Source organism: Ideonella sp., assembly GCF_041914305.1.
Classification (GTDB): domain Bacteria; phylum Pseudomonadota; class Gammaproteobacteria; order Burkholderiales; family Burkholderiaceae_C; genus Ideonella.
Map to the genome: position 1 here is coordinate 13859 of NZ_JAYSDQ010000008.1, position 23377 is coordinate 37235.

Here is a 23377-nt window from a genome sequence, read left to right on the forward strand (position 1 = left end):
TTGGGTTGAACTCATGCGAGTGCGGCGCGCAGCGCAGCGAGCGTCGCATCCGGCGCTTCGGCCATCAGCACATGCCCGGCATCCACCGTTTCGACGCGGGCCTTCAAGGCAGCGCCGATTTCGGCCGCGGCCTTGGGGGGCGTCATCTGGTCGCGCCGGCCCAGGATCAGCGTGGCCGGGGCCGTGACCTTTGCCGCGGCGTCGAGTGCACCGGCGTAGGCATTGCAGGCGACGAAATCCTGGTGGTAGAGCTGGTCGTTGCCCTGCTTGGCCAGCACCAGCCGGCACAGCGCCTTGCCGCCACCGCGCACCCACACGCCAGGGCCGGGGTAGCCGGGCTTCTGGGCGATGGACGAATACGACAAGGTGGTGACCAGGTCGATGGCGGCCAGCGGGTCGTTCTTGGACATCTCCAGCAGCGCCGGCGACACCTTCATCGGGTACGCGGTGCCAACCATCACCAGCTTGCTCACACGGCCTGGCGCGCGGCCGGCGGCCTCCAGCGCGATCAGCGAGCCCATGCTGTGGCCGACGAGGGCCGCTTGCTTGACCTCGGCCGCATCCAGCAGCGCCAGCACCCAGTCGGCCATCGCCTCGACGCTGTCCAGCGCCGGGCCGGCGCTCTTCATGTGGCCGGGCAGGTCGACCGCCAGCACCGAGTAGCCGTGGTGCGCGCACCAGCGGGCCAGCAGCGTCCAGACCGTGTGGTCGTGCAGCGCGCCGTGGATGAAGACGACGCAGGGCAGGGCCGGGTCGAATGCCTTGCCGCCGGTGTATGCATAGGCCTCGCGGCCATTGACCGTGAGCTTCATGCTGCGGCCCTCTCTGCCGCCTTCAGCGCGCGCTTCAAGTCGTCGATCAGGTCGTCGGCGTCTTCCAGCCCGATCGACAGCCGAATCGTGCCGGGGGTGATGCCGGCGTGCGCCAGCGCGGCGTCGTCCATCCGGAAATGGGTGGTTGACGCGGGGTGGATCACCAGCGAGCGGCAGTCGCCCACGTTGGCCAGGTGCGAGAAGATTTTCAGTGCCTCGATGAACACCTGGCCCTGCTTGCGCGAGCCCTTCAGGTCGAAGCTGAAGACCGAGCCGCAGCCCCGCGGCAACAGCTTTTGCGCCAGTGCGTGGTCGGGGTGCGATTCGAGCTCCGGGTAGCCGACGCCGGCCACCATCGGGTGGCTGGCCAGGAAGGCGACGACCTTGCGCGTGTTCTCGATGTGCCGCGCCATGCGCAGTGGCAGCGTCTCGACACCCTGCAGGATCAGCCACGCGGTGTGCGGGCTCATGCAGGCGCCGAAGTCGCGCAGCCCCTCGCGGCGGGCGCGCAGCAAGAAGGCGCCGTCGGTGCTCTCCTCGGTGAACACCATGCCGTGGAAGCCGGCATACGGCTCGGTCAGCTCGGGGAAGCGCTGGCTCGCAGTCCAGTCGAAGCGGCCACCGTCGACCAGCACGCCGCCGACCACCGTGCCGTGGCCCGACAGGAACTTGGTAGCCGAGTGGAACACCAGGTCGGCGCCGTGCTCGACCGGCTTCATCAGCCAGGGGGTGGTGAAGGTCGAATCGACCAGCAGCGGCAGCCCGGCCTCGTGGGCGATGGCGCTGATGGTCGGGATGTCCAGCACGTCCAGCCCTGGGTTGCCCAGCGTTTCGCCGAACAGCAGCTTGGTGTTCGGGCGGATCGCGTTGCGCCAACCGTCGACATCTCGCGTCTTGACAAACGTGGTTTCGATGCCGAAACGGGCCAAGGTGTAGTGCAACAGGTTATGCGAACCGCCGTACAAGGCCGAGCTCGCCACGATGTGGGAGCCGGCGCCTGCCAGCGTGGCAATGGCCAGGTGCAGCGCCGCCTGGCCACTGGCTGTGGCGATGGCGCCCACGCCACCGTCCAGCGCGGCCACCCGCTCTTCCAGCACCGCGTTGGTGGGGTTGGAAATGCGGCTGTAGACGTGGCCCGAGCGCTCCAGGTTGAACAGCGACGCCGCATGCTCGCTGGACTCGAAAACGAACGAGGTCGTCAAGTGGATCGGCACCGCCCGCGCGCCGGTGGCGGGGTCGGGTGCGGCGCCGGCATGCAGCGCCAAAGTATCGAAACCGGGGTCAGAGGCACCAGGCATGGCTGTTACCGGGTCTACGGCATCTGTGTGGGGCCACGATTGTGTGCTATGTTGGCCGCATGGGCAGCGCTGCCCATGCCCCCGTTGGGAGTTCGCGAACCCGTGCCAAACCTCGAGCCGAAGGAGTGCCAGCCATGAAAGTCAGCGACATTCTGAGAGTGAAGGGCAATACGCTCTTCACGGTTGGCCCAGACAGCCCGCTGGCTGGCGCCGTGACCACGATGGCCGAGCACGACATCGGTTCGCTGGTGGTGATGACCCACGGCGACCTGATCGGCATGCTGACCTTCCGCGAGGTGATCCGCGCGGTGGTCAAGAACGGCGGCATCATCGGCAGCACCCTGGTGCGCAGCGTGATGGACGACGCGCCGCTGACCTGCACGCCAGAGACCGACATCAACGAAGTGCGCCGCATGATGCTCGGCCGCCACGCCCGCTACATGCCGGTGCTGGACGGCAAGACGCTGATGGGCGTGATCTCGTTCTACGACGTGGCGAAGTCGGTGGTGGAAGCGCAGGACTTCGAAAACCGCATGCTCAAGGCCTACATCCGCGACTGGCCGGTCGAAGAAGAGGCGCCCGGCGAACAAGCCGGCTGAACGCCAAGAGGGGGCCCGCTCGCGGGCCCTCGGTCATTTCGGGGCGCCGTGGCGCCGTTGCTCAGGCGTCGAGCGCCTGCAGCGCCGCGCGGCGCTTGTTCATCCACTCTGCCGCGGCGGCGGCGTCCAGCGGCCGGCAGAAGCGGTAGCCCTGCATCGCATCGCAGCCCTGGGCACGCAGGAACGTGGCCTGCTCGTCGGTTTCCACGCCCTCGGCGATGGTGGTCAGGTTCAGCGCATGGGCCATCTGCACGATGGCCTGCACGATCGCGCGGTCGTCGGCGTCGCTGCCGATGTCGCGCACGAAGCTCTGGTCGATCTTCAGCGTGTGGATGCGAAAGCGCTTCAGGTAGTTCAGCGACGAATACCCGGTGCCGAAATCGTCGATCGACAGGCGCACACCCAGCGCGTGCAGCCGGTCCATCATCGCGATCGCGGCGGTCGGGTTGCCGGTGGCCACGCTTTCGGTCAGCTCCAGCTCCAGGCAATGGGGCGGCAGCTGGGCCTCGTGCAGGATGGCGCTGACCAGCTCGGGCAGGCCCGGGTCGCGGAACTGGATCGCCGACAGGTTGACCGCCACCACCAGCTCGCCCAGGCCGGCGTCGAGCCAGGCCTTGGCCTGGCGCACGGCGGTGCGCATCACCCATTCGCCGATCGCCAGGATCTGGCCGCTGCTTTCGGCCAGCGGGATGAACTCGCCCGGCGACACCATGCCCAGCTCGGGGTGCTTCCAGCGCACCAGCGCCTCGACGCCCAGCACCGCGCCGGAGCGCGCGTCGAGCTGCGGCTGGTAGTGCAGCAGCAGTTCGTCGCGCTCGGTGGCGCGGCGCAAGGCCGCTTCGAGCTGCATCTGGCGCACCGAGCGCTGCTGCATGCCGGCGGTGAAGAACTGGTAGGTGCCGCGGCCTTCGAGCTTGGCGCGGTACATCGCGGTGTCGGCGCAGCGGGTCAGCTCGTCGACCGTGTCGCCGTCGGACGGGTACATCGCCACGCCGACCGACAGTGTCAGGCTCAGCTCATGCTCGCTCACCGTGCAGGGCTGGGCCACGCGCTCCAGCAGCTTGGTGGCGACCTGGGCGGCGCCATCGGCCTGGGTGTTGGGCAGCAGCACGGCAAACTCGTCGCCGCCGATGCGCGCGACCACGTCGGTGTCGCGCAGGTTGTCGCGCAGCCGGTGGGCCATCTGCAGCAGCACGGCGTCGCCGGTGCGGTGGCCGAAGTTGTCGTTGATGTGGCGAAACTGGTTCAGGTCGACGAACAGCAGCGCCAGCGACTCTTTCTGCCGCTGTGCGGCGGCCAGCGCCACGCCGAGCCGGTCTTCCAGCAGGTGGCGGTTGGGCAGCTCGGTCAATGCGTCGAAATGGGCCTGGCGCAGCAGTTTCTGCTCGGCGTCTTTCGAGCGGGTGATGTCGTTGACGATGCCGATCAGGTGGCTGATGTTGCCGTTGGCGTCGCGCCGGCGGTTCAACGACACCCAGGCGGTGAAGAACTCGCCGTTCTTGCGGGCGCTGCGCAGCTCGCCGTGCCACTGGCCGCCACGCAGCAGCGCACGCCGTATGCGGCGCGGCAGGGCGCTGTCTTCGAGCAAGGTGGTCAGCATGGCCGGGTACTGGCCGACCACCTCGTCGGCCTCGAAGCCGGTGATGTTGCTGAAGGCCTGGTTGACGGTGACGATCACGCCGCGAGGGTCGGTGATCATGATGCCTTCGCGGGCCTGCTCGAACACCGCGGCGGCCAGGCGCATCTTGTCTTCGGCGAGCCGGCGCATCGTCACGTCGCGGGCCTCGATCAGCAGGTGGTCGGCGGGAAGGTCGCCGCCCAAGTCCGGCGGGCGGTCGGTTCGGCGGCGCATCGGCCGCACCGACAGCTCCATCCGGCGTGCGCCCACGCCGAGCTCGATGTGCTGGGGGCGGCCGTCGGCGGCGCGGGCCACGGCCAGGCGCAGCTTGTCGGCGTCGGCCGGCGCCTGCAGCCAGGCGGGCAGGTCCCACAAGGCCTGGCCGGCAGCCGCCTCGGCCGCGGGGCCCAGCCATTCCTGGGCGGCGTGGTTCAGCCGCAGCACCCGACCCTGCGTGGACAGCAGGCCGATCAGCTGCGAGCTGTGGTCGAGCATCTCCTCGGTCAGGCTGCCGCCCGCGACGGCCAGCTGGGCCTCGCGGCGCGTGCGCTGATAGGCCCGCCAGCTGGCACTGGCCAGCGCGGCCACGGCTGCGGCCGCCACGGCGAGCCAGGGCCAGGCAGGCAGCAAGGGCGCGGCAAGGACGGGCGATGAAATCAAGGCGGCACGGCAAAAACGGCAGGTCACCACTGTGCCGGCGATCGATCAAGACCATTGCCCGAAGGCGCGCCATAAACACCGGCTTTTTCACGCCTCTGTCACGAACACCCGACAAAAACGGGGTCGCCGATAAAATCAGGCGCGACTTTTCCGCAGCATTGGCGCGCGCCGAACCCTGGCGCAGCGTCGCCACAAGGGTCTTCATGTCCGGCAGCAGCTTTGGCGAGCTTTTCACCGTCACCAACTTCGGCGAAAGCCACGGCCCGGCCATCGGCTGCGTGATCGATGGCTGCCCGCCCGGCATGGTGCTGTCCGAAGCCGACATCCAGCCCGACCTGGACAAGCGCCGGCCCGGCACCTCGCGCCATGTGACCCAGCGCAACGAGCCGGACGCGGTCGAGATCCTGTCCGGCGTCTACGAAGGCAAGACCACCGGCACGCCGATCTGCCTGCTGATCCGCAACACCGACCAGCGCAGCAAGGACTACGGCAACATCGCCCAGACCTTCCGCCCCGGCCACGCCGACTACACCTACTGGCACAAATACGGCATTCGCGACCCGCGCGGCGGTGGCCGCAGTTCGGCCCGGCTGACGGCGCCAATGGTCGGCGCCGGCGCCGTGGCCAAGAAGTGGCTGCACGAGCACCACGGCATCTCGATCCGCGGCTGCATGACGGCGCTGGGTGAGCTCGAGATCCCGGTCGAAGACTGGTCGCAGGTCGGCCAGAACCCCTTCTTTGCGGCCACGGCCAGCGGCATCGCCGAGCTCGAAGACTACATGGACGCGCTGCGCAAGGCCGGCGACTCGGTCGGCGCACGGCTGTATGTCGAGGCGTCGGGCCTGCCGCCGGGGTGGGGCGAGCCGCTGTTCGACAAGCTCGACGCCGACATCGCCTACGCGATGATGGGCATCAACGCGGTCAAGGGCGTCGAGATCGGCGCCGGCTTCGGCGCGGTGCGCCAGCGCGGCAGCGAGCATGGCGACGAGCTGACACCCGAAGGGTTTGCCAGCAACCACGCCGGCGGCGTGCTGGGTGGCATCTCCACCGGGCAGGACATCCGCGTCTCGATCGCGATCAAGCCGACCAGCTCGATCCGCACGCCGCGCCAGTCGATCGACCTGGATGGGCAGCCGGCGACGGTCGAGACCTTCGGCCGCCACGACCCTTGCGTGGGCATCCGCGCCACGCCGATCGCCGAGGCGATGCTGGCGCTGGTGTTGATGGATCACGCCTTGCGACACCGTGCGCAGTGCGGCGACGTGCGCGTCGCCACGCCGGTCATCCCGGCGCGACGCTGAGCGGCGCCCCAAGAAAAAACGGCCACCCGAGGGTGGCCGTCTTCATTTCAGCGATCGGCAGGTCAGGGGGCAGCTGGCGACCGGGTTGCCTCGCGCGTGACCAGGCGGCGGAACAGCCTCATGAACTGGTCGCGCTTGATTTCGATCGAGTCGTAGAAGCTCGGGATGACCAGCAGCGTCAGGAAGGTCGAGGTGATCACGCCGCCGATGATGGCCACCGCCATCGGGCGGTAGAACTCGCCGCCTTCGCCCACGCCGATGGCCACCGGCAGCATGCCCGCGATCAGCGCAAAGGTGGTCATCAGGATCGGGCGCAGCCGCATGCGCCCGGCCTGCATCAGAGCTTCCTCGCGGTCCATCCCCGCCGCCTCGCGCACGCGCGCCGCGTCGAGCAGCAGGATCGCGTTCTTTGCCACCAGCCCCATCAGCATGATCACGCCGATCAGGCTCATCAGGTTCATCGTGCCGCCGGTGGCCAGCAGCGCCAGCACCACGCCGATCAGCGACAGCGGCAGCGACAGCATCACCGGCAGCGGCGCGGTGAACGAGCCGAACTGCATGACCAGCACCAGGTACATCATGCCGATGCCCGACAGCAGCGCGATCCCCATGTCGGTGAAGACCTGCTGCTGGTCCTTCGAGGCGCCGCCCAGCTCGAGCCCGTAGCCCGGCGGGTAGCTCATCGCGTTGGCGATCTTCATCGCGTCGGCCGTCACCTCGCCGGCCGAGCGCCCCTGGGCGTTGGCAGACACGGCGATCATGCGCTTGCCGTCGGTGTGCTGGATCTGCGACGGGCCCTTGCCCATGGTCACGGTGGCGATCTGGTCCAGCGGCACCACGGTGCTGCTGCCGGTTACGGCGATGGGCAGGCGCTCGATGTTGGCGGCGTCCACCCGGTCTTCCGGGGCCAGCCGCACCGCCACGTCGCGGGTTTCGCCGCTGGGGTCGACCCAGTCGCCCACTTCGACGCCGGCGAACGCCACGCGCAAGGCCTGCGCCGCGTCGTTCACCGAAATGCCCAGCGCGTTGGCCAAGCCGCGGTCCAGCTCGATCTTCAGCTCGTTCTGCGGATCTTGCTCGGACAGTCCGACGTCCACCGCGCCAGGTACCTTGCGCAGCTTTTCCATGAACTCGTTGGTGATGGCCTGCAGCTTGCGCGAATCGCTGCCGTGGAAGCGGATCTGCACCGGCTTCTGCGCCCCGTTGTTCAGGTCGTCGAGCACCACGTATTCGGCGCCGACCAGGCGCTTGAGCCGCTCGCGCAGGTCTTTGCCCACGTCGATCGCGCTGCGCTTGCGCTCGGTGCTCTTGCCGATGTCGACATAGATGCGGCCGCCGGTCGGGTTGACGTAGCTGTTGGTGGCCTTGGTCTCCTTCATTTCACGGGCCAGCTGCGCCGCGTTCTCCAGTTTCAGCCGGGCGTATTCGAGGCTGCTGCTGGGCGGGGTGCGTACCTCGATGGCCAGGGTGCCGTAGTCAGAAGCCGGCAGGAAGCTCGAGCCACCCACCGTGGCCTGCAGCGCGATCGCCGCCACGAAACTGAGGAAGGCGAACAGGAACATCCAGATCCGGTGGTGCAGGGCCCACGCGATGATGCGGCCGTAGCGGTCGGCCTGGTGGTCGAACCAGACATTGAACCGACCCAGCACGGCAGAGATGCCACGCTTGGGCGCGTGGTGGTGCCCGGGCGGGTCGCCCCAGAAGGCCGAGAGCATCGGGTCGAGCGTGAACGAGATGAACAGGCTCACCATCACCGAGGTGACCACGGTCAGCCCGAAGGGGCGGAACCATTCGCCGGACACACCCGGCATGAAGCCGACCGGGATGAACACGGCCACGATCGAGAACGTGGTCGCCGCCACCGCCAGGCCGATCTCGGCCGTGCCGCGCAGCGCGGCGGTGCGCCGGTCTTCGCCGGCCTCCATGTGCCGCACGATGTTCTCTCGCACCACGATCGCATCGTCGATCAGCACGCCGATGGCCAGCGACAGGCCCAGCAGGCTCATGAAGTTGAGCGTGAAGCCGCACAGCCAGACCGCGATGAAGGCCGCGATCACCGAGGTGGGCAGGCTGAGCGCGGTGATCAGTGTCGAGCGCCACGAGTTCAGGAACGCGTAGACCACGAAGATGGTCAGCCCGGCGCCGAAGAACAGCGCGTGCACGACGTTGTTCAGGCTGTTCTGGGCGTCCTTGCCGCCGTCCTGGGTGATTTCGAGCGTGGTGCCTTCGGGCAGGGTCTTGCCGATCTCGGCCACCAGCTTGCGCACCTCGTCGGCCACGCCGACGGTGCTGGACTCGCGCGAGCGGGTGATCGACAGGCCCACGTTGGGCCGGCCGTTGCGCACCGACAGGTTGCCGACCTCGGCGAACGCATCTTGCACCGAGGCCACCTGGCCCAGGCGCACGATCTGCTCACCCCGGCGCTGCACCACGATCTGCTCGAACTCGGCCGGCGACTCGAGCCGACCCACCAGCCGGATGCTCTTGTCTTCGAGCTCGCCGCGCACCTTGCCCACCGGGGCGGTGGCGTTCTGCAGGCGCAGCGCGTTGACCACCTCGGCCACCGAGACGTTGAACTCGCGCAGCTTCTCGGCCTTGAGCAGCACCGACAGTTCGCGGTGCAGCGCGCCGTTCACATTGACCACCGCCACGCCGGGAATGCCGCGGAACTTGTCGGCCAGCTGGTCTTCGGCCAGGCGCGAGATTTCGGCGTGGCTCTGCTTGGCCGACGACAGTGCCAGCTGCATGATGGGCTGGGCCGAAGGGTCCAGCCGCTGCAGCACAGGCTCGCGCATTTCCACCGGCAGCTTGTAGCGCACCGTGCCGATGGCGTTGCGCACCTCGTCCGCCGCCTCGATCATGTTCTTGCTGAACTTGAAGATCATGACGATGTTGGCGTAGCCCTCGCTCGCGGTGGAGCGCACTTCGTCGACACCCGAGATGCTTTGCAGCGCCTTCTCGACCCGGTTGACGATCTCGCGCTCGACAGTGTCGGGCGAGGCGCCGGGGTAGGTGATGCCGACCACCATCACGGGCTGCTGCACGTCGGGGATCTGGTTGACCCGCAGCTTGTTCAGCGCGAGCAGGCCCAGGCACATCAACGCCAGGATGATGACGACCGTGGCGACCGGCCGCTTGATGCTGAAGTCTGAAAGGAACATGGCTTACTTCCCCGCTATGGAGGTGGCCGATGCCGGCTGGGCCGGCGCGGCCACGGTGGCCGGCTTGGCGCGCTCGACGTGCTGCCCGTCGACCAGGGCCGCGCCCGGTGCCCGCAGGATCTGGTCGCCCGCGGCCAGGCCCGAGCGCACCACGTATTCGCCGCTGCGCAGGTCGCGCTCGCCGAGCTGGACCTTGACCTTCTTCAGCGCGCTGCCCTCGAGCCGCCAGACATAGGCGTTGTCGCCTTCCTTCGTCAGCGCGCCCTCGGGCAGCATCAGCGCCTGCTCGCCGCTGGTGGCCACCTGGCCCTCGGCATACAGGCCGGCCACCCTGGGCACCGCGCCGCCGTCGATCGACACCTGCACCGCGACCTGGCGCGTGGCGGCGTTGGCCGACGGGTCGACCCGCTTGATCTTGCCGCTGAAGTCGCCTTCGGTCGCGCCATTGACGCGGAAGCTGACCGACTGGCCGATCTTCAGCTCGCTCATGCGGTCGGCCGACACCAGCCCTTCGAAGCGCATGCTGGTGGGGTCGATCACCTTGACCAGCTCTTTGCCGACCTGGGCGGTGTCGCCGGCCGAGGCCTTGCGGTCGCTGACGACGCCGTCGAACGGTGCGCGCACCTCGGTCCGCTGCAGTTGCTGGCGCGCCGCCACCGCGCGCGAGCGGGCCGCCACCAGGTCGCTCTGGGCGTTGTTGCGGCGAACCTCGGCGTCGTCCAGCGCCTGCATCGAGCTCATGCCCTGGGCTTGAAGCGTCTTCAGGCGCTGGAAGGTGCGCTCGGCCTGGTCGGCCGATTGGGCCGAGGCGCGGGCCGCTTCTTCGGCCGAGGCCAGGCTGTCGCGGATCGCGGTGTCGTCCAGGCGGATCAGCAACTCGCCCTTGCGGACCGCCTCGCCGTTCTCCTTCAAGACCTGCAGCACCACGGCCGGTACCTCGGCGCGCAGGTCGGCCCGGCGCTCGGGCTGGATCGAGCCGGTGATCACCGGGCCCATGGCGTGCAGCCCGCTGTTGGCAGTGCGCAGGTCTTCGGCCGACAGCAGCAGCGTCGGCGGCGCCGAGGCGGCGGTGCCCGGCTTGGCGGCAGCCTGGGTATCGCCACCGCCCTTGTTGCATCCGGCCAGCAACGCGGCCAGCGCGGCCACGGCCACACCCACAGCCAATCTGTTAGGCAGGCTGGCCATTTGGGCCACGGACGAACGACGACGCAACATCGGAAAACCTCCTGGGTATTCGAAGAATCATGGCGGGCGGTGGCCGCCAGAAAAAGACGCGCGAGCTTATCGTGAACGGGGCGGCGATAGCCACTGCCTGCGACGAATTGCGGGCTGGCACGGGCGAACGGCGACCGGGCGGCGCGGGCTGCAGCCGGTGCGCCGCGATCGGCGGCGGCGGTGGGGCAGGGCGGCGCCTGGCCGCCCGCGGCGGGGTGCCGCTCATCCGCCCCGGGTGCATTTCGTCGTCGCCCAACTGCGCTTCGTCGGCACCGGGGTGATCGCCCAGGCGCACACTCCTACACTGCGCTGCGCCTGACCAAAGGCGGATGATTATTTGCAGGAGCACGCATGAACAAGCGCTGGGTAGTTGGAGGAGTGGTGGTTGCGGTGTTGGCCCTCGGCGGCGGCGCCGCAGCGGTCATGACCGGCCGCAAGGGCGGCGACAAGCCCGATGCCAAGCCCGAAGACAAGGTGCTCGACTTCACCGCCAAAGAGGTGGTGATGCCCCGCACGCAGCCGCTGGCCGGCTCGGTCGAGTTCTCGGGCCCGCTAGTGGCGCCGAACACCGCGGTGGTCCGCGCTAAGGCGGCCGGCACGCTGCTGAACCTGGCGGTGGCCGAAGGCAGCCGGGTGACGGCGGGCCAGAAGCTCGGCTCGGTCGACCTGGCCGACCTGAACGCCCGGCTGAACGAGCGCCAGGCCCAGGTCGAGGCGGCGAGGGCGCAGCTGGTGCAGGCCGAGCGCACCCATGCGTCGAACCAGCGCCTGGCCGAGCAGTCGTTCATCTCACCGAACGCGCTGGAATCGTCGAAGGCGGCGCTGGACAGCGCCCGCGCCAACCTGACGGCGGCCCAGGCCCAGACCGAAACGGTCAAGATCAACCTGCGCGAGGCCAATCTGGTGGCGCCGATCTCGGGCATCGTCGCCAAGCGCCACGTGGTGCCTGGCGAAAAGGTCTCGAACGAGCAGCAGATCGTCACCATCGTCGACCTGACCAAGCTCGAGATGGCCGGCAGCGTCGGCACCCACGAGGTCGGCATGCTGCAGGCCGGCATGCCGGTGACGGTGCACGTCGAAGGCGTGGCCGAGGCCGTCAAGGGCAATCTGGCGCGCATCGCGCCGGCGGCCGAGCCGGGCACCCGCTCGATCGGCGTGGCGATTGCGATCGCCAACCCGAAAGAGCAGCTGCGCGCCGGCCAGTACGCCCAGGCCCAGGTGGCGATGGCCGAGGGCACGCCGCGGCTGACGCTGCCGGTGGCCGCGATCGGCACCGCGTCGGGCCAGGAATACGTCTGGACGATCGAGCAGGGCAAGCTGCTGCGCCGCTCGGTCACCACCGGCCGGCGCGACGACGCCAAGGGCTTGGTCGAGGTGAAGGAGGGCGTCAAGCCCGAGGCCCAGGTGCTGGCGATGCGCTTCGACAACCTGCGTGAAGGCGCCGCCGCCCGGGTGGTGGCCCCAGCCCCGTCCACCGCGGCGTCGGCCTCGAAGCCGTCGTCCGCGCTGGCCAGCGTGGCGACCGCCTCGAACTGAACCGCGCCAGATAGCCAGATATAGAAAGAGCAGAGGTTCACCATGTGGATGACCCGAGTCGCCATCAACAACCCCGTCTTCGCCACCATGGTGATGGTCGCGTTGTGTGTGCTGGGGCTGTTTTCGTACAGCAAGCTGGGCGTCGAGCAGATGCCCGACATTTCGCTGCCCGGCGCCTGGATCGACGTGCGCTACCCCGGCGCGTCGCCTGAAGCCGTCGAGCGTGAAGTCGCCAAGCCGCTGGAAGAAGCGCTGAACTCCATCGCCGGTGTCGACCGGGTGCAGTCGCGCAGCTTCGAGGGCCGCGTGCAGGCCAGCGTCGAGTTCACCCTGAACACCGACATGAGCCGCGCGATGCAGGACCTGCGCGACCGCATCGCCGCCGCCCAGGCCGCGTTCCCGAAGGACGTGAAGCAGCCGAGCGTGTCGCGCTTCCAGGCCGACAACGCCCAGCCGGTGGTCGTGATGGCGCTGATGAGCAAGACGCGCTCGGCGCGCGAACTGTCGACACTCGGGGAGCTGACGATCGCCAAACGCCTGGGCCGCGTCGAAGGCGTGGCCAAGGTCGACGTGGGTGGCCTGGTCTCGCGCGAAGTGCGCATCGACCTGGACCCGCTGCGCCTGAAGGCCTACGGCGTGACGCCGGCCGAGATCTCCGCCGCGCTGGCGGCAGCCAACACCGACCAGCCGGTGGGCCTGGTGTCTGACCGCGTGTCGGACGCGATCCTGCGCGTCGAAGGCCGGGTCAAGGACCCGAAGCAGTTCGCCAACATCGTGGTCGCCCACCGCGGCAACCTGGTGCTGACGCTGAACGACCTGGGCACCCTGGTCGAGCGTGAGCGCGAGCCCGATTCGATCGCCCGCACCAACGGCCAGCCGGCCATCAGCTTCTCGGTCTTCAAGCAGCAAGACGCCAACATCGTGGCCACCGGCGACGCGGTGAAAGAGGCGATGGAAGAGCTGAAGAAGACGCTGCCGGCCGACATCGAGCTGAACCTGATCTATGCGTCGAGCGACTTCGTCAAGGGCTCGCTGACCGGCCTGCGCCACACGCTGATCGAAGGTGCGCTGCTGACGGTGGCGATCGTCTTCCTGTTCCTGCACAGCTGGCGCTCGACCATCATCACCGGCCTGACGCTGCCGATCGCGGTGATCTCCAGCTTCATCGCCGTCTACGCCTTCGGCTTCACGCTGAACTTCATGACGATGATGGCGCTGAGCCTGTGCATCGGCTTATTGATCGACGATGCGATCGTGGTGCGAGAGAACATCGTGCGCCACATCGGCATGGGCAAGGACCATCACCGCGCGGCGGAAGACGGCACCAACGAGATCGGCCTGGCGGTCATGGCGACCACCTTCGCGATCTGCGCGGTGTTCGTGCCGGTGGCGTTCATGGGCGGCGTGATCGGCAAGTTCTTCTACCCCTTCGGCATCACGGTGGCGGTGGCGGTGATCGTGTCGCTGTTCGTCAGCTTCACGCTCGACCCGATGCTGTCCAGCGTCTGGCGCGACCCGCCGAGCGCCAAGCTGCGCCACCTGCCGGTGATCGGCCACATGATCCGCGGCACCGACCGTGGCATGGACTGGCTGCACGGCGTCTACGGCCGCCTGATCACCTGGGCCTTCTCGGGCCGGCGCTACCGCGTCTTCGTGCTGCCGATCCCGGCTTACGGCCGCCCGTTCGACGCCCAGGGCCAGCGTGACCGCAGCCAACCGCGACGCTGGCGCCTGATGACGCTCACACCGCGCGGCATCGTCGCCTGGAGCGGGTTCATGAGCTTCGTCGTCGCGCTGGGTCTGTCGGGCCTGGTCGGCAGCGAGTTCGTGCCCCAGACCGACCAGGGCTTCACCCAGCTGAACCTGCGCTTCCCGGTGGCATCGAGCCTGGACCGCGGCAACGACAAGGTGCTGCAGGTCGAGACCATCCTGTCGGCCAAGTACCCCGAGATCAAGACCATCCAGACGGTGGTCGGCTCGACCGGCGAAGGCCTGGCGACCGGCCGCAACCAGGCCTCGCTGAACATCGCGCTGACCGACCGCAAGGACCGCAAGCGCACCCAGAAGGAGATCGAAGACGCGATCCGTGCCGACATCGCCGGCATCCCCGGGCTGGAAGCCAGCGTCGGCTTCGATCGCCCGATCTGGATCACCATCCTCGGCTCGGACGGCGTGCAGCTGACCAAGGTGGCCAAGGACTTCGCCGAGAAGCTGAAGACGATCAAGGGCGCGGTCGACGTGGACACCACCGTCAAGCCCGGCCTGCCGGCCTTCGCGGTGCGGCTGAAGGACTCGGCGATCCGCGAACTCGGCCTGACCGGCCCGCAGGTGGCGTCTTCGCTGCGTGCCTACGTGAACGGTGACGTGGCCACCTACTGGACGACGCCCGACGGCAACCAGGTCGAGGTGCTGCTGCGCCTGCCGCAAGGCCAGCGCGAGCGCATCGAGCAGATGAGCAAGCTGCCGGTCGCCTTTGCGAAAGACGGCTCGCCGATCGCGCTGGACCAGGTCGCGACCATCGAGCAAGTGTTCAACCCCGAGGTGATCCGCCGCCAGAACTTGCAGCGCCGCGAGGCGGTGTACGCCGGTGTCGAAGGCCGCCCGTCGGGCGACGTGAATGCCGACGTGCAGAAGCTGATCAAGGAGACCCAACTGCCCCCGGGCGTGAGCTTCATGGTCGACGGCGCCGGCAAGCAGCAGGCCGAGGCTTTCGGCGGCCTGCTCAGCGCGATGGCGCTGGCGGTGATCTTCATCTACATCGTGCTGGCCAGCCAGTTCGGCAGCTTCCTGCAGCCGATCGCGATCATGGTGTCGCTGCCGCTGTCGCTGATCGGCGTGATGCTGGCACTGCTGCTGTGGCGCTCGACGCTGAACGTGTTCTCGATGATCGGCCTGGTGATGCTGATGGGCCTGGTGACCAAGAACGCGATCCTGCTGGTCGACTTTGCCAACCATGCCCGCAAGACGGGCGCCACGGTGCGCGACGCGCTGATGCAGGCCGGCCAGATCCGGATGCGGCCGATCATGATGACCACCGCGGCGATGGTCTTCGGCATGCTGCCGATGGCGATTGCGCTGAACGACGGTGGCGAGATCCAGGCGCCGATGGGCCGCGCGATCATCGGCGGCGTGATCACCTCGACCTTGCTGACGCTGGTGGTGGTGCCGGTGATCTACAGCTACATGGACAACCTGGGCGCCTGGTTCAAGCGCCGCTTTGGCAGCAAGCACGCGGTGGCGGCCGAGGCGTCTGGCCTGCCCAGCCACGGGCCGCTGGGCGCACCGGCCGACCGCTGAGTCGGGCGGAAGTCCAAAACGAAAGGCGGGGCACGAGCCCCGCCTTTTTACATGGGTGCAGCCAAGCTGCGGGCGTTCAGGCCGCCAGCCCCGCCTGCGCCTTGGCAGGCAAGGTGTAAATGCCGCAGCCGATCAGCAGCTTGTCGTTCAGCGCGACCACGTAGCTGGCTTTGGGTTGGATCTTGCCGGTCTGCTGGTTGATGATCGAGTATTCGACCCAGTGGCTGTGGTTCACGGCCTCCCATGATTCGCGGGCGAAGCGGTCACCGTCGATGCCGGGCACCTCGTGCACCAGCTTGCCTTCCATCGCCGGCTTGGCGCCGTGCACGTGGTAGCGGGCGTCGCGGTCGGTGACGAAGATGTAGAGGTCGCGGTCGAGGAAGCCGCCCTTGGGGTCGCGGAACACCGCAGACGCCGCGTGCAGGCCACGTTCGCGGACCAGTTCGACAGCCCGGTCGACCAGGGTGCGCGCTTCGTCGGCGCTGCCTTGGCGAAGGCGAATGGCCGCCACCGCGTCGCTCAGGATCGTGGCGCGGTTGACCAGCTCGCCCGAGGCGCGAGACGACTCTTCGACCATCGTGGCGTTCTGGTGGGTGATCTCGTCCAGCGTGCCGACGCTGCGCGACACCTCGCCGAGGCTGGCCGACTGCTGGGCGCTGGCCTGGGCGATGCCGCGCAGCTTGTCCGACACGTCGCGCACGCCGTGCACCACCGAATCGAGCGTGCCATTGGTGTGCTGGATGCGGGTGACCGACTGGCTGACCTGCTCGGTCGACTGGCCGATCAGGTGGCGGATCTCGGCGGCGGCCGAGCCGCTGCGCTGCGCCAGCTGGCGCACCTCGGTGGCCACGACGGCGAAGCCGCGGCCCGACTCACCCGCGCGGGCCGCCTCGACCGCCGCGTTCAGCGCCAGGATGTTGGTTTGGAAGGCGATGCCGTCGATCACGCTGACGATCTCGGCCACCTTGCGCGAGCTTTGTTCCAGCGTCGTCATCGCCTGCACGGTTTCGCGCATCGCGGCACCACCGGCCTCGGCCTGGTTGCGCAATTGGGCGGTCATCTGGTCCAGCTCATGGGCGGCGCCCGCGTTGGCCGACACCGCATCGCTGAGTTGGCCGACGGTGGCCACCGTTTCGCGCAAGTTCTGGGCCTGGGCTTCGGTGCGCTGCGACAGCGCGTCGCCACTGGCCGCCAGCTGCTTGCCCGAGATGCCGACTCGGACCGCGCTGCTGCGGATCTCGGCCACCATCACCGACAGGCCTTCGCTCATCCGCTCGACGACCTTGCCGATCTCGGCCAGCTCGTCGCGCCCCTCGACTTGCACCTTGTGCGCCAGGTCGCCCGCGGCCATCGCGGTGACGCCTTTTTGCAGCACGGCCAGCGCATGGCTGAAGCTGGCGTAGAACGCCAGGCCCAGGTAGACCATCAACGCCAAGCCCAGTGCCGAGACGCTCAGCTGAAGCCACATCTGGCGCTGCAACCGCTGCTCGCGGCCCTGCAACTCGCCGACCAGTGCGTTGTTGACCTGTTGCTTGAATGCCAGCACCTTGCCGATCGCTTCGGTGCCCTGGGCGAAATAGGCCGGCGCTTCGCCGCTGATCGTCTCGGCGGTGAAGATTTTGCGCACCGCCTCTTCGAAGGCTTGCGAGGTGGCGACGGCGGCGTCCCAGCCGGCCGGCGGCTGCACGCCCGAGCGCTTGAGCGCCTCGATGCGAAAACCCATGTCGACCAGCGCGGCGCGCAGCGCGTCAGCCCGGCCGACGAGCGAGGCGCGCTCGGCGTTGCTGGCATCGCCGCGGGCCAGCAGTGCAGCCCCCTGGCCGCGGGCCTGGCCCAGCGACTCGGTCCACGGGATGACGCGCTCGACCGCCAGGTCCATCAAGAAGAAGCTGGAGGCTTCCGGGTCCAGCAGCAGGCCCGAGCGTTCGCCGACCAGCAGCGTCAACTGGCGCAGTTTCTCGATGTGCTGGCTGTGCTCGGCGAAGGCTTCGGCGCGCTTGTCGGCGTGCTGGCCGCTGGCCAAGGCCAGGGCGGCATCACGCGCGGGCTTCCACACGTCGTCGATCGCGAAAGGCTGCGGCGTGGCCAGGTGCTTGTCCATCGCGGCGATGGTGGCCTTGATCTTCTCGCGCATCGCATCGCGCTCGCCGGCCGCGGCGGTGTCGCTGGAGAGCACTCGGTTCGTCAACCCGCGGTGGGTTTGCATCTCGGTCACCAGCTCGGTCAGCTGGTCCACCACCAGGGCGCCGGCAACCTCGGCGCGGGTCACGCCCAGGTCGGCGCGCGCATGTTGCGCGCTGTAAAGAATCAACAGCAGCAAGGGCACCAGCAGCATCAGGCCCATCAAGGCCATCTTGGTGGGCATGCGCAGCTGGCGCATCAGGCGGGCGCCTGGCTGCAGGATCTTGGTGCCGAATGTGGACATTGCGTCTCCCGGCGTGGGCGCCATGGACAGGCACCGCGCCCGCCGCAAACACACATTCCCACGTACCCCGACATGTTCGGCCGCCGCCCACCGCCGAGAAAGGCCAAAAAGCGCCAGTTCGCCGTGGCAGATCGCCGCAACCGCACGATCCAAAGCGTTACGTGTTCGGGCCCCGGGTGGCCGGGCTTGCATCGAGACTCCGGCGCTGGGAGGCGAACTTGCCCGCGCCCGCTGCCCCGGCGCGGGCGGCGCTGTTCTCTTCCCGGTGACGGGATCAGCTCAACCTATTTTTCTCTCCAGAGGAGACGCATTCATGAAGAACTTGCAGCATTTGCGCGTTGGGCTGGTGGCCTGCGCGCTGGCATGGTGCGCGGTGCCGGCCCTGGCGCTGGACGGCCGGGTCGTGGCCACCGGCTTTGACGGGTCGCTCTACCTCACGGCGCCCAAGGGCGACGGGCGGCTGTTCGTGGTCGAGAAGGGCGGCGTGATCCGCGTCATCAAGAACGGCACGACGACCAAGTTCCTGGACATCTCCAGCCGCGTGGGCACCGCCGGCGAGCGCGGCCTGCTGGGCCTGGCGTTCGACCCCGATTACGCCACCAACGGCCGCTTCTACGTCGACTACACCAGCTCGACCACGGGTGCGACCACGATCGATCGCTACACCGTGTCACCGCCGACGGCCAACAAGGCCGACCCGGCGACCCGTCAGCAGATCATCTCGATCACCCAGGAAAGCTTCGACAACCACAAGGGTGGCTGGGTCGGCTTCAGGCCGGGCGACAAGAAGAACCTCTACATCTCGCTGGGCGACGGCGGCGACAGCTACGACCCGCACGACAACGCCCAGAACGGCCAGGTGCTGCTGGGCAAGATGCTGCGCATCGATGTGAGCGGCACCGGCACCGGCTACAAGATCCCGCCCGACAACCCGTTCGTCAATTCAAGCTCGGTCAAGCACGAAATCTGGGCGCTCGGCCTGCGCAACACCTTTCGCGCCAGCTTCGACCGCAAGACCGGTGCCTTCTGGCTGGGCGACGTGGGCCAGGACACCCGCGAAGAGATCGACTTCGAGCCCGCCGGCGACCCCGGCGGCCACAACTACGGCTGGCGTCTGCGCGAGGGCAAGGTCAAGACGCCGGGCAACGTCGGCGGCGACAAGCCCGGCCTGACCGGCCCGGTGTTCGACTACCCGCACCTGGGCAACCAGGGCAGCCTGGGCAACTGTGTGACCGGCGGCTACGTCTACCGCGGCCCGTCGATCACCGACGCGAACGGCCGCTACTTCTTCGGCGACTGCGTCAGCGACCGCGCCTTCTCGATGACCTTCAACGCCGACGGCACCCCGATCGAGCGGCGCGAAGACACCTCGGCCCTGCTCGGCGGCACCGGCCTGGGCACGCTGGCCTCCTTCGGCGAAGACGGCAAAGGGCGCCTGTACCTGGTCGGCTTCAACGGCGTGATCGTGGCCGTGTGCCCGTCCGCCCAAGGCCAGGCCAAGCCGCCGGTGCCGGCCTCGGTGCCTGGGCAGGTGCAGGTGCTGGCCGATCTGGCCAATCCGTGTGCGGCGCAGTGACCCCTGCGTAGCCGCTGAGCGGCCCAGGGAGGCCTGGTCATGCACCGACTGCTGGGTGGACAAGGCGCCCGGGCGCTGCCGTCCGCAAGAGACTGCAGCCGGCTATTTCGGATTGAGCACCAGTGTCTCCCGCGTATGGCTCGCCACGTCCGCCGAGTCCAGGTACTGCGGGCGGGTCTGGCCGTTCGCATACGCCTGGGCTTGGTCGCTGTAGTGGGGGTCGCCCCAGACGCCGCTCTGGCCAGTCGGCAAGATGCCGCGGGCGGCGGCGGGGCGTGAGAAGTCGATCACCCGGCGGGTCGACGGGCCGTAGGTCACGGGGATGGGCACTTCGGCCAGTGGCCCGCTCAGATTGTTCGGTGTTTCGCGGCCGCCGGCAGCTGCGAACGGGCCGATGTTGAACACCTTGTCCAACGGGGGCTGTTTGCCCAGCGGGTGCTCGTGCGTCAGCCGGTGCGCGCGGCCCCAGGTCCAGCTGCCGGTGTCGGAGCCGAGCGTGGCCTTCAGGTGCGCCAGCGTCTTGTGCCAGGCGGCATCGACGATCTGGGCGCGCGTTTCCTTGTCGGGCGTGCTGCGCCGGTCCCACCACGGTGAGTCGGCGTTGAGGGCCAAGCGGGGCAGGGCATGGTCGAGCGCGCGGGTGCGGCGCAGCACGGTGTAGGCGTCTTCGCCCAGCTCGTCGGCCAGCGCCTCGTGCGCCAGGTCGAACAGGAACTGGTTGAACAGCGTCGGCGCCACCGCGTCGACCGGGTGCTCGCCGTGCCAGGCGGCCAGTTGCTCGACCAGCGCCTTCTCGCCGGGGTCGGGCGAGGCGGCGCGCAGGTCGGCCAGCAGCGGGGCCAGCACGCGCGGGCCGTAGCCGGTTTGCGTGTCCAGTTGCAGCGCCTGCATCGCCGGGGTGTCCCAGCCGGTGGCGCGGGCGGCCAGTTGCTGGTCCAGCCGCTGGGCACGGTCCCACAGGTTGTAGTAGCCGGGCACGGGGGCCGCGCCGGATGGCTGGTGGTTGGCCGAGACGATGTAGCCGCGGGCAGGGTTCTCTTCGTGCGGGTTCTGCTCGAAGGGCAGGAAGCCGGTCTTGTCGGCCTCGGTGCTGCCGCCATCGAGCAGGAAACTCGGGTTCACGCCATAAGGGCGCAGCGGCAGCTTGGCCGCGGCCCACCAGGCGATGTCGCCGGCGGCGTTGGCCCAGACCACGTTCAGCCCGGGCGAGTGGATCTTGCTGACGGCCGAGCGGGCCTTGTCCAGCGTTTCGGCACGGTCGAGCTGGTAGAAGGCTTCGAGGATCGGGTTCTCGGTCTGCAGCAGCGCCCACCACATTGCGATCGGCTGGGTGCCGGCGGTCTTGTCCAGCGCGTCGTTGATGATCGGGCCGTGCGGCGAGCGGCGCAGCGTCAGCGTCACCGGTGGCTGGCCCTTCACGTTGATCGTTTCCTGCCGCTCTTGCAGGTCGGCCCACTGGCCGTTGGCCCAGACCTGTTTCGGGTTGTCCGGGTTGACCTTCTCGGCGACCAGATCGATGTCGTCGTTCTGGAACATCGTCAGGCTCCAGCCGAACTGCGCGTTATGGCCCACCAGTGCGAACGGGTTCAGCGCCTGGTGCAGGCCATACAGCTCGATGCCCGGGGCCGACAAATGCGCCTCGTACCAGACGGCCGGCACCGAGAACGCGATGTGCGGGTCACCGGCGAGGATCGGCTTGCCACCAGCCGAACGGGCGCCCGAAATGACCCAGGCATTGCTGCCCTCGAACAGCGGCACGCCGGCGATGTCCAGCGCGTTCTGGCTCATCGAGGCGACCTTCTCCAGGTCGCGCCAGTCGCCGGCCTGCAGCGTCGGGCCGGGGCTGCTGGCGGGTGACGTGGGCGCGGCGGGCTGGCCTTGCGTCACACCGTCCGGGTACCAGCCCAGGTCGAAGATGCCAAGGTAGTCGGGGCCGAGCTGCTGCTTGATGCGGCTCAGCGCCGGCTCGGTGCGGAAGGCTGCCGCGAAGCTGTAGGCCAGGTAGCCGCCGACGCTGGCGGTGTCGGCCACGGTGAACGGCCGCTTCGGGATGCCCAGCAGCATGAACTCGATCGGTGCCGGGTGCGTGGCCTGGAACTGGTTGACGCCATCGAGGTAGGCCTGCAGCGCCTGCGTGGCCGGAGCCGCCGGGTCCATCTTGGCGGCAAACGCGTCGGCGTACTCGCGAATCGTCAGCGTGCGAAAGAGCCGATCCGTCTCGACCAGCTTCGGGCCCAGCACCTCGGCCAGTTCACCCCGCGCCAGGCGCCGCAGGATCTCCATCTGGAAGAGGCGGTCCTGCGCATGCACATAACCCAGCGCCCGGTACAAATCGCCTTCGCTCTCGGCCCGGATGTGCGGCACGCCGGATTCGTCGTAGCGCACCTGCACCGGTGCCTTCAAGCCGGTCAGCGACATGGTGCCGGAGCGTTGCGGCAGCCGCGCGTGCCACATCAGCGCCAGCACGGCAACGGCGATGACCAACAAGCCCAGCAGGGCGTAGGCGAGCAGCTTGGACAGGCGTTTCATGCGGCAGATGGGCGGTGTGGGAACCGCCGAATTCTGCCGGTCACGCGGGCTCTGTGTCGCGCGGGTTTGTCAGCGTGGGCTGTGGTCGACGGCGACGCCCCCGTTCAACCTCTCCATCGCCCCCAGCACCTCGTAGCACGCCCCCATGTTGTGGTAGTCCACCTTGCCGGCCGGGCTTTTCTGGTCGGTGAGTTTGCGGTTGTCGTGGGTGAGGATGCGGAACCAGGCGCCGTGTTGGTGGTCGACGAAGTATTCCCAGGCGTAGGCCCAGATGCGGTCGTACCAGTCCCAGTAGCCGCCGTCGTGGGTGCGCTCGGCCAGCGCGGCAGCGGCGGCCATGGATTCGGCTTGTACCCAGTGGTACTTGTCGCCGTCGCAGACCTTCATGTGGGTGTCGGTCGCCGGGTCACCGTCGGGGGCGAAGCCGTAGACGAGGCCGGTGTGGTGGCGGTCCCAGCCGTTGTTGACCGCGGCGGCGAACAGGTCTCGCGCATGGTGCAGCATCCAGCTGTCTTCGGGCGCGTTGGGGGTCATCCGCTCCAGCGTCAGCAGCAGCTTGGCCCATTCGGTCAGGTGGCCGGTCTGGAAGCCCCAGGGGCGGAAGATGTTGCTGCGGTCGTGGCGGTTGTAGTTCCAGTCGGGCGTCCAGTCGGCGTGGTAGTGCTCCCAGACCAGGCCGTGGGCCTGCGCGGCGAGCCGGTGGGTGACCGATTGGGCCAGCGTGGTGGCGCGGCGCAGGCAGAAGGCATCGCCGGTGGCTTCATAGGCCGCCAGCATCGCCTCGCAGGCGTGCATGTTGGCGTTCTGGCCGCGGTACGGGCGCAGTTGCCAGTCGGGTGCGGCTTCGTCGGCGTACAGGCCGGCGTCGGGCTCCCAGAAGCGCTTTTCCATCAACGACAGCGTCGCGTCGATGCCGGCGCGGGCCTCGGTGATGCCGGCGCGCAGCGCGTGCGACTGCGCCAGCAGCACGAAGGCCAGGCCGTAGCAGTGCTGCGTGGCGTCGATGACCTGCTTCTTGCCGCCTTCCCAGTGCAGCAGCCAGGTGTAGCCGCCGCTGGCCGGGTCTTTGTGGACGTTTTCGACGAAGGCCAGCGCGTGGCGCGCGGTGTCCAGCCACTGGGCGGCGCGCGGGTGCTCGGGGAACGTGCGCGCCGCGTTGGCGAAGGTGAAGACGTAGCGCGTGCTGCTGACGAGGTGGCGCGTGTGGCGGTCGTAGACGGTGCCGTCGTCGCGCAGAAAGTGGTACAGGCCGCCGGACGGGTCGAGGGCCCGTTCGTCGTAGAACGCCATCGTCTGCAGCAGGTGCTCGCGCAGGAACGCGGGGCTGCGGAAGTCCGGGAGGTGCTTCAT

Annotated in this window: 13 protein-coding genes; 5 read left to right on the forward strand and 8 right to left on the reverse strand. The window is 68.7% G+C overall.

Annotation, left to right across the window (positions count from 1 at the left end):
- Window positions 1-11 precede the first annotated feature (11 nt).
- Complete coding sequence (locus ACE3SG_RS12180; protein ID WP_374565287.1) at window positions 12-812, reverse strand: alpha/beta fold hydrolase; 801 nt, start codon at window positions 810-812, stop codon at window positions 12-14.
- On the reverse strand, window positions 809-2110 hold the full coding sequence (locus tag ACE3SG_RS12185) for an O-acetylhomoserine aminocarboxypropyltransferase (RefSeq protein ID WP_374565289.1): 1302 nt from the start codon (window positions 2108-2110) through the stop codon (window positions 809-811). The genes ACE3SG_RS12180 and ACE3SG_RS12185 overlap by 4 nt, the downstream gene beginning before the upstream one ends.
- A gap of 134 nt (window positions 2111-2244) precedes the next feature.
- On the opposite strand from ACE3SG_RS12185, the gene ACE3SG_RS12190 reads away from it, so the two are divergent.
- A complete protein-coding gene (locus tag ACE3SG_RS12190) occupies window positions 2245-2709 on the forward strand; it encodes a CBS domain-containing protein (protein WP_374565290.1) in 465 nt (154 codons plus the stop codon).
- A gap of 61 nt (window positions 2710-2770) precedes the next feature.
- Here the strand turns inward: ACE3SG_RS12190 and ACE3SG_RS12195 are convergent, their stop codons facing one another.
- On the reverse strand, window positions 2771-4957 hold the full coding sequence (locus tag ACE3SG_RS12195) for a putative bifunctional diguanylate cyclase/phosphodiesterase (RefSeq protein ID WP_374565292.1): 2187 nt from the start codon (window positions 4955-4957) through the stop codon (window positions 2771-2773).
- Window positions 4958-5190: 233 nt separating this feature from the next.
- On the opposite strand from ACE3SG_RS12195, the gene aroC reads away from it, so the two are divergent.
- On the forward strand, window positions 5191-6288 hold the full coding sequence (gene aroC, locus ACE3SG_RS12200) for a chorismate synthase (RefSeq protein ID WP_374565293.1): 1098 nt from the start codon (window positions 5191-5193) through the stop codon (window positions 6286-6288).
- A gap of 62 nt (window positions 6289-6350) precedes the next feature.
- Here the strand turns inward: aroC and ACE3SG_RS12205 are convergent, their stop codons facing one another.
- The gene (locus ACE3SG_RS12205; protein WP_374565295.1) at window positions 6351-9449 is read right to left on the reverse strand and encodes an efflux RND transporter permease subunit; all 3099 of its coding nucleotides are present in this window, start codon (window positions 9447-9449) and stop codon (window positions 6351-6353) included.
- A gap of 3 nt (window positions 9450-9452) precedes the next feature.
- Entirely contained in the window at window positions 9453-10664 is a 1212-nt protein-coding gene (locus tag ACE3SG_RS12210; RefSeq protein WP_374565296.1) for an efflux RND transporter periplasmic adaptor subunit, read from the reverse strand.
- 351 nt (window positions 10665-11015) lie between these two features.
- Here ACE3SG_RS12210 and ACE3SG_RS12215 point away from each other — a divergent pair, with 351 nt between their 5' ends.
- Together ACE3SG_RS12215 and ACE3SG_RS12220 are read left to right on the forward strand one after the other, a co-directional pair.
- Window positions 11016-12200 carry an efflux RND transporter periplasmic adaptor subunit gene (locus ACE3SG_RS12215; RefSeq protein WP_374565298.1) on the forward strand — a complete coding sequence of 395 codons (1185 nt, stop codon included), beginning with the start codon at window positions 11016-11018 and terminating at the stop codon, window positions 12198-12200.
- 42 nt (window positions 12201-12242) lie between these two features.
- Entirely contained in the window at window positions 12243-15497 is a 3255-nt protein-coding gene (locus ACE3SG_RS12220) for an efflux RND transporter permease subunit (protein WP_374565299.1), read from the forward strand.
- Between the two features lie 76 nt (window positions 15498-15573).
- Here ACE3SG_RS12220 and ACE3SG_RS12225 read toward each other — a convergent pair whose 3' ends face one another.
- The gene (locus ACE3SG_RS12225) at window positions 15574-17922 is read right to left on the reverse strand and encodes a methyl-accepting chemotaxis protein (RefSeq protein ID WP_374565301.1); all 2349 of its coding nucleotides are present in this window, start codon (window positions 17920-17922) and stop codon (window positions 15574-15576) included.
- Window positions 17923-18235: 313 nt separating this feature from the next.
- On the opposite strand from ACE3SG_RS12225, the gene ACE3SG_RS12230 reads away from it, so the two are divergent.
- Complete coding sequence (locus ACE3SG_RS12230; protein ID WP_374565302.1) at window positions 18236-19498, forward strand: sorbosone dehydrogenase family protein; 1263 nt, start codon at window positions 18236-18238, stop codon at window positions 19496-19498.
- Window positions 19499-19600: 102 nt separating this feature from the next.
- Here the strand turns inward: ACE3SG_RS12230 and ACE3SG_RS12235 are convergent, their stop codons facing one another.
- Window positions 19601-22027, reverse strand: a complete 2427-nt coding sequence (locus ACE3SG_RS12235; protein ID WP_374565303.1) for a penicillin acylase family protein — start codon at window positions 22025-22027, stop codon at window positions 19601-19603.
- 69 nt (window positions 22028-22096) lie between these two features.
- The gene (locus ACE3SG_RS12240; RefSeq protein ID WP_374565305.1) at window positions 22097-23377 is read right to left on the reverse strand and encodes an AGE family epimerase/isomerase; all 1281 of its coding nucleotides are present in this window, start codon (window positions 23375-23377) and stop codon (window positions 22097-22099) included.